This window comes from Citrobacter sp. Igbk 17, from assembly GCF_028069775.1.
GTDB lineage: Bacteria > Pseudomonadota > Gammaproteobacteria > Enterobacterales > Enterobacteriaceae > Citrobacter.
The window spans coordinates 17,929-30,878 of record NZ_JANEWI010000049.1 but is presented as its reverse complement, the minus strand read 5'-3'; the positions used below and the strand labels follow the sequence as shown (position 1 = coordinate 30,878).

The following is a 12,950-nucleotide window of genomic DNA, read 5'->3' as shown; positions in this document are numbered from 1 at the left end:
ATACAATACCCGGAAAATCTGAAAATATCAGAAACAGGATAACGTTGAATGAATTATTTTAGGATTAAACTCAATTAAGAAATGAAGAAAAGGTGTAGATATCCTGGAGTAATCTTATAAAAAAAGCCGATATTAATATCGGCTTTTTTATTTCATTAATGCCGGATGGCGGCGAAACGCCTTATCCGGCCTACAAGTGTGCGCCTGTAGGCCTGATTAGCGCAGCGCCATCAGGCACGCCAGGACTTATAACGGTTAATCAAACCGTTGGTCGAGCAATCATGGCTGGTGATTTCTTTATCATCATTCAGTTCCGGCAGAATGCGGTTTGCCAGCTGTTTGCCCAGCTCCACGCCCCACTGGTCGAAAGTGAAGATGTTCAGGATGGCGCCCTGAGTAAAGATTTTATGTTCATACAGTGCAATTAGCGCACCCAGGCTGAACGGCGTGATTTCACGCAGCAGAATAGAGTTCGTCGGACGGTTGCCTTCAAACACTTTGAACGGCACAACGTGTTCGAGCTGGGCCGGATCTTTACCCTGATCGCGATATTCCTGCTCAACCACTTCACGAGATTTACCAAATGCCAGCGCTTCGGTCTGAGCGAAGAAGTTAGACAACAGTTTCGGATGGTGATCAGACAGCGGGTTATGGGTGATCGCCGGCGCGATAAAGTCACAAGGAACCATTTTGGTACCCTGGTGAATCAGCTGGTAGAACGCATGCTGGCCGTTAGTACCCGGCTCACCCCAGATGATTGGGCCAGTCTGGTAGTCCACGGCGTTACCGTTACGGTCAACGTATTTACCGTTGGATTCCATGTTGCCCTGCTGGAAGTAGGCCGCGAAGCGGTGCATATACTGGTCGTACGGCAGGATTGCTTCGGTTTCTGCACCGAAGAAGTTGTTGTACCAGATACCGATCAGCGCCAGCAGTACCGGCAGGTTTTTCTCCGCCGGGGTGGTGGAGAAGTGTTTGTCCATCGCATGTGCACCGGACAGCAACTCAACGAAGTTGTCGAAGCCCACGGACAGAATGATGGACAGGCCAATGGCAGACCACAGAGAGTAACGACCGCCAACCCAGTCCCAGAACTCAAACATGTTGGCAGTATCAATACCAAACTCGCCAACCGCTTTACCGTTGGTGGACAGCGCAGCAAAGTGTTTCGCAACGTGTTTATTGTCACCAGCGGTCGCCAGGAACCAGTCGCGCGCGCTGTGGGCGTTGGTCATGGTTTCCTGGGTGGTGAAGGTTTTAGACGCGACCAGGAACAGCGTGGTTTCCGGGTTCACTTTCTTCAGCACTTCGGCAATGTGCGTACCATCGACGTTAGACACAAAGTGCATATTCAGGTGATTTTTATATGGACGCAGCGCTTCGGTCACCATGAACGGGCCGAGGTCGGAGCCGCCGATACCGATGTTCACCACATCCGTGATCGCTTTGCCGGTGTAGCCTTTCCAGCTTCCGGAGATAATCGCTTCAGAGAAGGATTTCATTTTCTCCAGCACCGCATTCACTTCCGGCATCACATCTTTACCATCAACGATGATCGGCGTATTGCTACGGTTGCGCAGCGCCACGTGCAGCACGGCGCGGTCTTCGGTGCGGTTGATTTTCTCACCGGAGAACATGGACTTGATGGCACCCGCCAGATCGGTCTCTTTCGCCAAATCCTGCAGTTTAGCCAGCGTCTCTTCAGTGATGCGGTTTTTGGAGAAATCCACCAGCATCAAATCGTCAAACGTCGCGGAAAACTTAGTGAAACGATCGCTATCTTTCGCGAACAGGTCCGCGATAGTAACGTCTTTCATCTCTTCAAAGTGTTTTTGTAGTGCCTGCCAGGCTGAGGTCTGCGTTGGATTGATGTTTTTCATTAGCAATACTCTTCTGATTTTGAGAATTGTGACTGGGATCGATTGTAACGCCAGTCACAGAAAAGTGTGATTGTTTTAATGCCATTGCCAGGGCATCCGCCAAACGTGGCTAAAAAGTATAGCGGTTTTCAGCGTTGTTATTAGTACCGTTACTCAACGCAGTTGCAGCATGAAAAATCCGCATAATCCCAGCGTTGACAGCACAGGCCATGCCTTTTATTTATATACATAAAGTCATTCGATTTGCGTCAAGGCGGCAAACCTGAGAATCCACAGAAGCTTACTGAAGTAAGTGACTGTGGTGAGCAGGTGCAGCCAACGAAGAGGCAGATTGAAGGACGAAATGTAATACGGTATTTGCATTTGCGCCTGCACCGGTTTTTGTTCTGCCTTATGTGCCATGGTCGCTCTATTCATTCCCTGACACGAGGTAGTTATGACTGATGTAGTTGTCTCCAAGTTTGGTGGTACCAGCGTGGCGGATTTTGACGCCATGAATCGCAGCGCGGATGTCGTACTTTCCGATACTAACGTCCGCTTAGTGGTGCTTTCCGCTTCAGCAGGTATTACCAATCTGCTGGTTGCACTGGCAGAAGGGCTGGAGCCGACTGAGCGCTTCGAGAAACTCGACGCCATTCGTCAAATTCAGTTCAATATTCTGGAACGCCTGCGTTATCCGAACGTGATCCGCGAAGAAATTGAGCGTCTGCTGGAAAACATCACTACGCTGGCCGAGGCGGCCTCACTGGCTACCTCCACGGCGCTGACGGATGAACTGGTCAGCCACGGTGAACTGATGTCTACCCTGCTGTTTGTTGAGATCCTGCGCGAGCGTAACGTTCAGGCCCAATGGTTTGATGTCCGCAAAGTGATGCGCACCAACGATCGCTTTGGTCGTGCTGAGCCAGATGTAGCGGCGCTAGCCGAACTGGCAGCCATCCAGCTTGCCCCGCGGTTGAGCGAAGGTCTGGTCATTACTCAGGGCTTTATCGGTAGCGAAAGCAAAGGCCGCACCACCACACTGGGACGCGGCGGCAGCGATTATACAGCCGCCCTGCTGGCCGAAGCGCTGCACGCAACGCGCGTCGATATCTGGACCGATGTTCCTGGCATTTACACCACCGATCCGCGCGTTGTTCCCGCAGCGCAGCGTATCGATGAGATCGCCTTCGAAGAGGCCGCGGAAATGGCAACCTTCGGTGCGAAAGTCCTGCACCCGGCAACCCTATTACCTGCCGTACGTAGCGATATTCCGGTGTTTGTTGGCTCCAGCAAAGATCCAAAAGCAGGCGGCACGCTGGTGTGTAATAAAACCGCGAATCCGCCGCTGTTTCGGGCGCTGGCCCTGCGCCGCAAACAAACACTGTTGACGCTGCATAGCCTGAATATGCTGCACTCTCGCGGCTTTTTAGCGGAAGTGTTCGGCATCCTGGCACGCCACAATATCTCGGTAGATTTGATCACCACATCCGAAGTCAGTGTGGCGCTGACGCTGGACACCACCGGCTCCACCTCCACCGGCGATACACTGTTAACACAGTCTCTGCTGATGGAACTGTCTGCCCTGTGTCGGGTTGAAGTTGAAGAAGGTCTGGCGCTGGTGGCGTTGATTGGTAATGACCTGTCAAAAGCCTGTGGCGTAGGCAAAGAGGTGTTCGGTGTACTGGAGCCATTCAACATTCGCATGATTTGCTACGGCGCATCCAGCCATAACCTGTGCTTCCTGGTGCCGGGCACCGAAGCCGAGTTGGTCGTCCAGAAACTGCACCATAATTTGTTTGAGTGATATAAGCTCGCATGCCGGATGCGGCGAAACGCCCTATCCGGCCTGTAAATTCTCCGTAAGCCTGATAAGCAGCAGCGCTATCTCTCAGCCAGAGATTCCCGTAAACTAAAATCTCTGGCTAACTGAGGGCACCCTAATGGCACTCCCCCGCATTACCCAAAAAGAGATGACCGAGCGCGAACAGCGTGAACTGAAAACGCTTCTCGACCGCGCGCGTATTGCACATGGTCGACTACTCACCAACGCTGAGACCAACAGCATTAAGAAAGAGTACATCGATAAACTGATGGTTTTGCGCGAAGCAGAGGCAAAAAAAGCCCGCCAGTTGAAGAAAAAGCAGGCTTATAAACCGGATGCGGAAGCATCGTTTTCCTGGTCAGCGAATACGCCAACGCGCGGCAGACGTTAACGCCCTTTCTTCTTACGCCCCGGCGAGGTAAAACGCTTACCGTTTGCCGCCGGGCGTGATTTCTCTTTCTCCGCCGATTTTTCGATTTTCACCACCGGGCGCTTAATGCCTGCGGTTTTTGGCTTTGCTTTGGCCTTCGGTTTGGCTTCTGAGGACGAGTTCTCAATAAGCTTGAACAGACCGATCAGTTCGTCATCCGTCAGGTCGCGCCATTCACCCAGCGGCAGGCCTGACAGACCAACGTTCATGATGCGCGTACGCTCAAGCTTAGTCACTTCATAACCAAAGTGCTCGCACATGCGACGGATCTGGCGGTTCAGCCCCTGAATCAGCGTAATGCGGAAAACAAACGGCGCTTCTTTCTTCACCTTACATTTTTTGGTAACGGTGCCGAGAATTGGCACACCGGCTCCCATCCCACGGATAAAGTCATCAGTGACTGGCTTATCTACCGTCACCAGATACTCTTTTTCGTGATCGTTACCGGCACGCAGGATTTTATTCACCAGGTCGCCGTGGTTGGTCAGAAAGATAAGTCCCTGAGAGTCTTTGTCCAGACGACCAATTGGGAACACACGCTTGCTGTGGTTAACAAAATCAACAATGTTGTCGCGTTCGCTGTCTTCAGTAGTACTGACAATCCCCACGGGTTTGTTCAGCGCAATAAAAACCAGATCTTCCGCTTCGCGCGGCTCAATCAACCGACCATTTACTTTTACGACGTCGCCAGGCATCACCTGATCGCCAATGGTGGCGCGTTTGCCATTCAGGAAGACATTCCCTTGTTCGATAAAGCGATCTGCTTCGCGACGCGAGCAGATTCCGCTTTCACTGATGTATTTGTTTAATCGGATAGATGAGTCGGGCAGCATAATTTCTCCTGTATACACGTCATCCTTCAGGCTGTCTCTGCGTTGGCTGCCCTCACTCACCCAGGTCACATAGCTCTCTATGCTCCCAGGGATTCGCTCCCTTGCCGCCTTGATACAACTTGAATGACTTTGTGTATTAAAAGCGAAATATACCCTACCTTGCGGGCGATAAAAAATAATCGTGTTCGAATGCCAGAACGCTATTTGTGATCCGCCACACCTTTCGACACAAAAGTGTCCGCAACCCATACCTGCAATTTTGTTGCGCGAAAATACACAGAATCAAGGCATTACATCAATAAGCACATATGTGCCGACAACGCGCTATCTGCACATCAAATGTGCAACACAAACTGCCAGTTCATGGCGCTGAAAGAAGAGAAAATTACTTTGAACTGGGCCATCGATGGGGTTATATCAGATCAAGAAGACAATATAGTGATTTGCACAAATGTGCAGGAGCCCAAAGATGGCAACGGAAAACAGCGATGATATCCGCCTGATCGTAAAAATAGCGCAGCTCTATTACGAACAGGATATGACGCAAGCGCAAATCGCCCGCGAGCTGGGAATTTATCGCACCACGATCAGCCGCCTGCTAAAACGTGGCCGCGAATCAGGCATCGTTACCATTGCCATTAATTACGACTTCAACGAGAACCTGTGGCTGGAACAACAGCTAAAACAGAAATTTGGCCTGAAAGAAGCGGTGGTGGTCTCCTACGACAGCGAACAGGAAGACGAACAACTTGCGATGATGGGTGTGCACGGTGCACAGTTGCTGGAGCGCTTACTGGAACCCGGCGATATTATCGGCTTCTCATGGGGGCGCGCCGTTCGGGGGCTGGTCGAAGGGTTATCCCCCGCCAGCCAGTCGCGCCAGCTGATCTGCGTACCGATTATCGGCGGCCCCTCCGGCAAGCTTGAAAGCCGTTACCACGTCAATACGCTGACCTACAGCGCCGCGGCAAAGCTCAAGGGTGAATCGCACCTGGCCGATTTCCCGGCACTGCTGGAAAACCCACTGATCCGTAACGGGATTATGCAGTCCCAGCACTTCCGGTCGATTTCCGCCTACTGGGATAACCTGGACGTCGCGCTGGTCGGCATTGGCTCCCCGGCGATCCGTGACGGTGCCAACTGGCACGCCTTTTACGGCAGCGAAGAGAGTGATGACCTGCATGCCCGCCATGTCGCCGGAGACATCTGCTCGCGCTTTTATGATATCGACGGCGTGACGGTAGAGACCAGTATGAGTGAAAAAACACTCTCGATCGAAACCAATAAATTAAAGCAGGCACGTTACTCCATCGGCATTGCCATGGGGGAAGAAAAACTGAGTGGAATACTTGGTGCATTACGTGGAAATTATATTAACGGTTTAGTCACTAACAGTCATACCGCTGAATTGCTGTTGAAGTAAATATATTCGAATTGATCCTGACATAATTTACTTTATGCAGGGTCCCCTTATCTGAAATTGGGAGTTGATTATGCAAACGTGGTTAAATCTACAGGATAAAGTCATTATTGTTACCGGTGGCGCATCAGGAATTGGCCTGGCTATTGTTGAAGAGTTATTAGCGCAAGGCGCTAATGTACAAATGGCAGATATTCATGGTGGCGACGGTAAATATACCGACCACAGCAAATATCATTTCTGGCCAACAGATATTTCCAGCGCCAAAGAAGTCAGTCACACCGTTGCTGAAATTATCCGTCGTTTTGGCCGTATTGATGGGCTGGTGAATAACGCGGGGGTTAATTTCCCGCGCCTGCTGGTCGATGAAAAAGCCCCGGCCGGGCAATATGAACTCAATGAAGCCGCTTTTGAAAAAATGGTCAACATCAACCAAAAAGGCGTTTTTTTAATGTCACAAGCGGTAGCGCGCCAGATGGTAACACAGCATGACGGCGTGATTGTGAATGTCTCTTCAGAAAGCGGACTGGAAGGTTCTGAAGGTCAGAGCTGCTATGCCGCCACCAAAGCCGCACTAAATAGCTTTACCCGCTCGTGGTCGAAAGAACTGGGCAAACACGGGATTCGTGTGGTCGGTATTGCGCCTGGCATTCTGGAAAAAACCGGGCTACGCACCCCCGAGTATGAAGAAGCGCTGGCCTGGACCCGCAATATCACCGTTGAGCAGCTACGCGAGGGATATACCAAGAACGCGATCCCGATTGGACGTTCGGGGCGTTTGGGCGAAGTCGCTGATTTTGTTTGTTATCTGTTGTCTGAACGTGCCAGCTACATCACCGGAGTAACCACTAACATTGCGGGCGGTAAAACGCGCGGCTAAGGAGGTTTTATGGTCAATGCAATCTTCTGCGCCCACGGCAAACTGGCCTGCGCCATGCTGGAATCGGTGCAAATGGTCTACGGCGACGCCAACGTTGAAGCGGTAACATTTGTCCCCGGCGAGAACGCCAGCGACATCGTGGCAAAGCTGAAAAAGTTAGTAAGCGTTCACACTAATGATGAATGGCTGATTGCCGTCGATCTACAGTGTGGCAGTCCATGGAATGCCGCCGCGACGCTGGCGATGCACAACCCGGCGATACGCGTTATTAGCGGGTTGTCGCTGCCGCTGGCACTGGAGCTGGTTGACAACCAGAGCAGTATGAATGTGGATGAACTGTGCGAACACCTGACGACCATTGCTCAACAAACCTGCGTTGTCTGGCAGCATCTGGCAACGACCGAAGAGGATTTTTGATGAACATTACCCTTGCCCGTATTGATGACCGCCTGATCCACGGCCAGGTCACTACCGTCTGGTCGAAAGTGGCAAACGCCCAGCGGATTATTATCTGCAATGATGAGGTATATAACGATGAAGTTCGCCGAACATTATTACGCCAGGCCGCCCCGCCGGGGATGAAGGTCAACGTCGTGAATATCGAAAAGGCGGTGGCGGTTTATCATAATCCGCAATATCAGAATGAAACCGTTTTTTATCTCTTTACCCGTCCGCAGGATGCACTGGCCATGGTTAAGCAAGGGGTAAAAATCGCCACCTTAAATATTGGCGGCATGGCCTGGCGACCGGGTAAAAAACAATTAACCAAAGCCGTTTCTTTAGATGATGACGATATTAATGCTTTTCATCAATTGGATCAGTTGGGAGTGAAACTGGATTTACGCGTCGTTGCCTCCGACCCAGCAATTAATATTATTGAGAAAATAAAAGAGCAGTCCGTTAGCGAATAATAAATAGCGCCTGTAGAAATATGCCGTAACAGGCAGGGATCGTTATACCCTTAAGGTGACAGATTATGGAAATTAGTACCCTACAAATTATCGCCATATTTATATTTTCCTGTATTGCCGGAATGGGCAGCGTGCTGGATGAATTCCAGACCCACCGCCCGCTCATCGCCTGTACCGTTATCGGCCTGATCCTTGGTGATTTAAAAACCGGGATTATGCTCGGCGGCACGCTGGAGTTGATTGCTCTGGGTTGGATGAACGTCGGTGCCGCGCAGTCCCCCGATTCGGCGCTCGCCAGTATTATCTCCGCCATTCTGGTTATCGTCGGGCAACAGAGTATCGCTACCGGTATCGCCATCGCCCTGCCGGTCGCGGCGGCAGGCCAGGTGCTGACGGTATTCGCTCGCACCATCACTGTGGTATTTCAGCATGCGGCGGATAAAGCCGCGGAAGACGCACGCTTTCGCACCATCGATATGCTCCACGTTTCCGCGCTCGGCGTACAGGCGCTGCGTGTCGCCATTCCTGCATTAATCGTCTCGCTGTTTGTCAGCGCCGATATGGTCAGCAACATGCTGAACGCCATTCCGGACTTCGTCACGCACGGGTTGCAGATTGCCGGTGGTTTTATCGTGGTGGTCGGTTACGCCATGGTGCTGCGCATGATGGGCGTGAAGTACCTGATGCCCTTCTTCTTCCTCGGGTTTATCGCCGGGGGTTATCTCGATTTGAGTCTGCTGGCTTTCGGTGGCGTGGGCGTGATTATCGCGCTGGTCTACATCCAGTTGAACCCGCAGTGGCGTAAAGCCGAACCGCAGGCGCAAGCCGCCTCTTCTCAAGCTCTCGATCAGCTTGATGACTAATGGAGCCGACCATGGAACAGAAAAAACTGACCAAATCCGACCTGTTTAGCATGTTTGTTCGCTCCAACCTGCAACAGGCGTCATTCAACTTTGAACGTATTCATGGACTGGGCTTTTGCTACGACATGATCCCAGCCATTAAGCGCCTGTATCCGCTGAAGGAAGACCAGGTCGCGGCGCTCAAACGCCACCTGGTGTTCTTCAACACCACACCTGCCGTGTGTGGCCCGGTAATTGGCGTGACCGCCGCGATGGAAGAAGCGCGTGCCAATGGCGCGGAAATTGACGATGGCGCGATCAACGGCATCAAAGTCGGGCTGATGGGCCCACTCGCCGGCGTCGGCGATCCGTTGGTATGGGGAACATTGCGCCCGATTACTGCCGCGCTTGGCGCGTCTTTGGCGCTGTCCGGTAACATTCTCGGCCCGCTATTGTTCTTCTTTATTTTCAACGCAGTGCGTCTGGCGATGAAGTGGTACGGCTTACAGCTTGGCTTTCGTAAAGGGGTCAACATCGTCAGCGACATGGGCGGTAACCTGCTGCAAAAACTGACCGAAGGGGCATCAATTCTTGGTCTGTTTGTGATGGGGGTGCTGGTCACCAAGTGGACCAGCATCAACGTGCCGCTGGTGGTATCGCAAACGCCAGGCGCAGACGGCACCACCGTCACCATGACCGTGCAGAACATACTCGATCAGCTCTGCCCTGGCCTGCTGGCGCTGGGTCTGACGCTGCTGATGGTGCGGCTACTCAACAAGAAAATTAATCCGGTATGGCTGATATTCGCCCTGTTTGCACTGGGGATTATCGGTAACGCGCTGGGCTTCCTGTCCTGATTTTTCCGCCCCGGCGATGTCGGGGCAACGTCAACAAATTGTCCTCGAAAGAGGAAGAGGTGGTAACAATGCAAGCAACAACAGCTTTACGCCTTTATGGTAAACGCGATCTGCGCCTGGAAACCTTCGACCTTCCCGAAATGCAGGATGATGAAATTCTGGCCTCGGTCGTGACCGACAGCCTGTGCCTTTCTTCCTGGAAAGAGGCTAACCAGGGTGAGAATCACAAAAAGGTACCAGACGATGTGGCCACCAACCCGATTATCATCGGCCACGAGTTCTGCGGCGATATTCTCGCCGTGGGGAAAAAATGGCAGCATAAGTTTCAGCCCGGCCAACGCTATGTTATTCAGGCTAACCTGCAACTGCCGGATCGCCCGGACTGCCCCGGCTACTCCTTCCCGTGGGTGGGCGGCGAAGCCACGCACGTCATCATACCCAATGAAGTGATGGAGCAGGATTGCCTGCTGGCCTACGAAGGTGAAACCTATTTTGAAGGCTCGCTGGTTGAGCCGCTTTCCTGCGTGATTGGCGCATTCAATGCCAACTATCATCTGCAGGAAGGCACTTACAACCATAAGATGGGCATTCGCCCGCAAGGGCGCACGCTGATCCTCGGCGGTACCGGGCCAATGGGATTGCTGGCAATCGATTATGCGTTGCACGGCCCGGTCAATCCGGCGCTGCTGGTAGTGACTGACACCAATAACGACAAGTTGAGCTACGCCCGCAAACACTATCCTTCTGAGCCACAAACGCTGATCCACTATCTCCACGCCCAGGATGCGGCTTACGACACGCTGATGGCGCTGAGCGGCGGTCACGGGTTTGACGACATCTTTGTGTTTGTGCCCAATGAACAGTTGGTCACACTGGCCTCTTCCCTGCTGGCCGCCGATGGCTGCATGAATTTCTTTGCCGGCCCGCAGGATAAGCAGTTCAGTGCGCCAATTAACTTCTACGATGTGCATTATGCTTTCACCCATTACGTTGGCACGTCTGGCGGCAATACCGACGATATGCGCGCGGCGGTAAAACTGATCGAAGAGAAGAAGGTTCAGGCCGCAAAAGTGGTGACGCACATTCTGGGGCTGAATGCGGCTGGTGAAACAACGCTGGAGCTGCCAAAAGTCGGTGGTGGGAAAAAGCTGGTCTACACTGGCAAAGCGTTACCGCTAACCGCACTCACGCAGATTGACGATCCGGCCCTGCGCGATATCCTGGAACGTCATCAGGGGATTTGGTCACAGGAAGCCGAACAGTACGTATTGTCTCACGCCGAGGAGATTTAACATGATTAACCGCGACACCCAACTGTGCATGTCGCTGGCCGGTCGCCCCGGCAACTTTGGCACACGTTTTCACAACTATTTGTATGAAAAGTTAGGATTAAATTTTATCTACAAAGCCTTTACTACGCAGGATATTGAGGCCGCAGTGAAAGGCGTTCGCGCACTCGGGATCCGCGGCTGTGCGGTATCGATGCCGTTTAAAGAGAGTTGCATGCCGTTTCTGGATGCCATCGACCCTTCCGCAAGCGTCATTGATTCCGTCAACACTATCGTCAATGACAACGGCACGCTGACAGGATTTAACACCGACTACATTGCGGTAAAAAGCCTGATTGCCAGCCACCAGCTTGATAACCACGCGCGCGTTATGATCCGCGGCAGCGGTGGAATGGGTAAAGCGGTCATTGCCGCATTTCGCGATGCTGGTTTTCACGATGTCATCATCGCCGCCCGTAACCGTGAGAGCGGCCCGGCGCTGGCAAAACAGTACGGTTTTCAGTGGCAACCGCAGCCGGAAGGGATTGCCTGCGATATTCTGGTCAACGTGACGCCCGTCGGCATGGCAGGCGGTAAAGAGAGCGATGAACTGGCCTACAGCGAAGCAATGGTCGCTGCCGCCAGCGTGGTGTTTGACGTCGTCGCCCTGCCGCCGGAAACACCGGTGATTAAGCTGGCACAGCAGTTGGGTAAAAAGACCATCAGCGGTGCAGAGGTGATTGCCTTACAGGCCGTAGAGCAGTTCGCCATGTACACCGGCGTACGCCCGGATAACGCGCTAATCGCCGAAGCGGCAAAATTTGCGCGGGCGGGGTAAAAAAGCAGGAACAGAGCGCCAGGGATGGGCGCTCTGTTTATTTTAGGTACTATGCAACAGCAAACAATTGCTGGTCAGCTTTCGCTTCCAATTGCGCCAGCGCGGGAATCAACTGGCTGATGTTTACCAGACTGTGTCCTAACTGGCATATGCTCTCATACGCAAAATGTTCCTGACCTTCACCCGCCATGGTCAGCAGGCTTTCGCCCATAAAATTCAGCGTCTGGTACAACCCCGCCAGCGCCTCTTCACAGCCAAACGATAGCGCCAGATTTTCTTCGGTAGTGAGATGGCTGCAATCAAGATTGCGGAACGCCTCGGCGAGTGGAAAATAAAGCAGATCGGCCTGTGAAATGAGAGCAGAAGACGCAAAACAGGCGTTAGTGGTACTATTAGCATCAGCCATAGCATTACCTCGTATAATGTTGTGGTTAGAAGCTCGGTATGTGTTCGCGCACTGCCGGGCTTCGTTGTTTCTGTAAGACAATTGACTTACACTTGTCTTACGATCATCAATGTAAATCAGGTGTCAGACACATGTCAACGGTAGAATTCAAAAAGAAAGGCAACAAACAAATCGCATTACGTGTCGAGCCGGAACTGGAAGCAGGGATTCAGAAAGCGCTTTCAATGGATGGTGACGCTTCAGTATCCGCATGGATTAAGCGCATTATCAGGAAAGAACTGAAGCAGAAAGGGATTGAAGTTTAGAAGTTGGTATTTATGACATGTAAGAGTAGTGTGTCATCACACATCTCATGTAATTAAGGTGTCAATACACATGAACGAAAGAAGAGGCAATCCCCCGTTTCAATTCCGTCTGGATCCGGAACTGCGCAAAGCGATGGAAGAAGCACAACGACAGGATGGCGATGAATCGTTGGCAGCCTGGATTAAACGTGTGATTAGAAAAGAGCTGAAACAGAAAGGAATTGAAGTGTAACAGGCAGTAGTTTATATCGCTTTTCTGAAGGTCTGTTTAGAGCG

At 52.1% G+C, this 12,950-nt stretch carries 15 protein-coding genes; 12 read left to right on the top strand and 3 right to left on the bottom strand.

Translation table 11 applies throughout. The features are described from left to right. Nucleotides 1–230: 230 nt before the first annotated feature. Nucleotides 231–1,880: a glucose-6-phosphate isomerase gene (gene pgi, locus NNO08_RS20970; protein ID WP_271440981.1), complete on the bottom strand. Its 1,650-nt coding sequence runs from the start codon at nucleotides 1,878–1,880 to the stop codon at nucleotides 231–233. Between the two features lie 436 nt (nucleotides 1,881–2,316). On the opposite strand from pgi, the gene lysC reads away from it, so the two are divergent. Both lysC and NNO08_RS20960 read left to right on the top strand, forming a co-directional pair. Next, nucleotides 2,317–3,666, top strand: a complete 1,350-nt coding sequence (gene lysC, locus NNO08_RS20965) for a lysine-sensitive aspartokinase 3 (protein ID WP_271440982.1) — start codon at nucleotides 2,317–2,319, stop codon at nucleotides 3,664–3,666. A gap of 136 nt (nucleotides 3,667–3,802) precedes the next feature. Further along, the gene (locus NNO08_RS20960) at nucleotides 3,803–4,075 is read left to right on the top strand and encodes a DUF3811 domain-containing protein (RefSeq protein WP_137381200.1); all 273 of its coding nucleotides are present in this window, start codon (nucleotides 3,803–3,805) and stop codon (nucleotides 4,073–4,075) included. Here NNO08_RS20960 and rluF read toward each other — a convergent pair. Next, a complete protein-coding gene (gene rluF, locus NNO08_RS20955; RefSeq protein ID WP_137381201.1) occupies nucleotides 4,072–4,947 on the bottom strand; it encodes a 23S rRNA pseudouridine(2604) synthase RluF in 876 nt (291 codons plus the stop codon). The genes NNO08_RS20960 and rluF overlap by 4 nt on opposite strands. Before the next feature lie 469 nt (nucleotides 4,948–5,416). Between rluF and NNO08_RS20950 the strand changes: the two genes are divergently transcribed. The 8 genes from NNO08_RS20950 to NNO08_RS20915 all read left to right on the top strand — a co-directional run bounded on the left by NNO08_RS20950 (nucleotide 5,417) and on the right by NNO08_RS20915 (nucleotide 11,963). Further along, nucleotides 5,417–6,370: a sugar-binding transcriptional regulator gene (locus NNO08_RS20950; protein WP_271457492.1), complete on the top strand. Its 954-nt coding sequence runs from the start codon at nucleotides 5,417–5,419 to the stop codon at nucleotides 6,368–6,370. A gap of 70 nt (nucleotides 6,371–6,440) precedes the next feature. After that, nucleotides 6,441–7,247 carry an SDR family oxidoreductase gene (locus tag NNO08_RS20945; RefSeq protein ID WP_202037190.1) on the top strand — a complete coding sequence of 269 codons (807 nt, stop codon included), beginning with the start codon at nucleotides 6,441–6,443 and terminating at the stop codon, nucleotides 7,245–7,247. Between the two features lie 9 nt (nucleotides 7,248–7,256). Further along, nucleotides 7,257–7,664, top strand: a complete 408-nt coding sequence (locus NNO08_RS20940; RefSeq protein WP_271441901.1) for a mannose/fructose/sorbose PTS transporter subunit IIA — start codon at nucleotides 7,257–7,259, stop codon at nucleotides 7,662–7,664. Further along, complete coding sequence (locus NNO08_RS20935) at nucleotides 7,664–8,158, top strand: PTS system mannose/fructose/N-acetylgalactosamine-transporter subunit IIB (RefSeq protein ID WP_271449299.1); 495 nt, start codon at nucleotides 7,664–7,666, stop codon at nucleotides 8,156–8,158. The genes NNO08_RS20940 and NNO08_RS20935 overlap by 1 nt, the downstream gene beginning before the upstream one ends. A 65-nt stretch (nucleotides 8,159–8,223) precedes the next feature. Then, nucleotides 8,224–9,021, top strand: coding sequence for a PTS mannose/fructose/sorbose transporter subunit IIC (locus tag NNO08_RS20930; RefSeq protein WP_271441899.1), 798 nt, complete (start codon nucleotides 8,224–8,226; stop codon nucleotides 9,019–9,021). Nucleotides 9,022–9,032: 11 nt separating this feature from the next. Then, nucleotides 9,033–9,857, top strand: coding sequence for a PTS system mannose/fructose/sorbose family transporter subunit IID (locus NNO08_RS20925; RefSeq protein ID WP_003031641.1), 825 nt, complete (start codon nucleotides 9,033–9,035; stop codon nucleotides 9,855–9,857). A gap of 68 nt (nucleotides 9,858–9,925) precedes the next feature. Then, nucleotides 9,926–11,149, top strand: a complete 1,224-nt coding sequence (sorE, locus tag NNO08_RS20920; RefSeq protein ID WP_271449300.1) for an L-sorbose 1-phosphate reductase — start codon at nucleotides 9,926–9,928, stop codon at nucleotides 11,147–11,149. A 1-nt stretch (nucleotide 11,150) separates the two neighbouring features. Beyond that, a complete protein-coding gene (locus tag NNO08_RS20915; RefSeq protein ID WP_271449301.1) occupies nucleotides 11,151–11,963 on the top strand; it encodes a shikimate 5-dehydrogenase in 813 nt (270 codons plus the stop codon). A gap of 49 nt (nucleotides 11,964–12,012) precedes the next feature. Here the strand turns inward: NNO08_RS20915 and NNO08_RS20910 are convergent, their stop codons facing one another. Continuing rightward, nucleotides 12,013–12,369, bottom strand: coding sequence for a hypothetical protein (locus NNO08_RS20910; RefSeq protein WP_271441896.1), 357 nt, complete (start codon nucleotides 12,367–12,369; stop codon nucleotides 12,013–12,015). A gap of 131 nt (nucleotides 12,370–12,500) precedes the next feature. On the opposite strand from NNO08_RS20910, the gene NNO08_RS20905 reads away from it, so the two are divergent. Together NNO08_RS20905 and NNO08_RS20900 are read left to right on the top strand one after the other, a co-directional pair. Further along, nucleotides 12,501–12,674: a hypothetical protein gene (locus NNO08_RS20905; protein ID WP_012905930.1), complete on the top strand. Its 174-nt coding sequence runs from the start codon at nucleotides 12,501–12,503 to the stop codon at nucleotides 12,672–12,674. A gap of 70 nt (nucleotides 12,675–12,744) precedes the next feature. Next, nucleotides 12,745–12,906 carry a phage protein gene (locus NNO08_RS20900; protein WP_003841416.1) on the top strand — a complete coding sequence of 54 codons (162 nt, stop codon included), beginning with the start codon at nucleotides 12,745–12,747 and terminating at the stop codon, nucleotides 12,904–12,906. The last annotated feature ends 44 nt before the right edge of the window (nucleotides 12,907–12,950 follow it).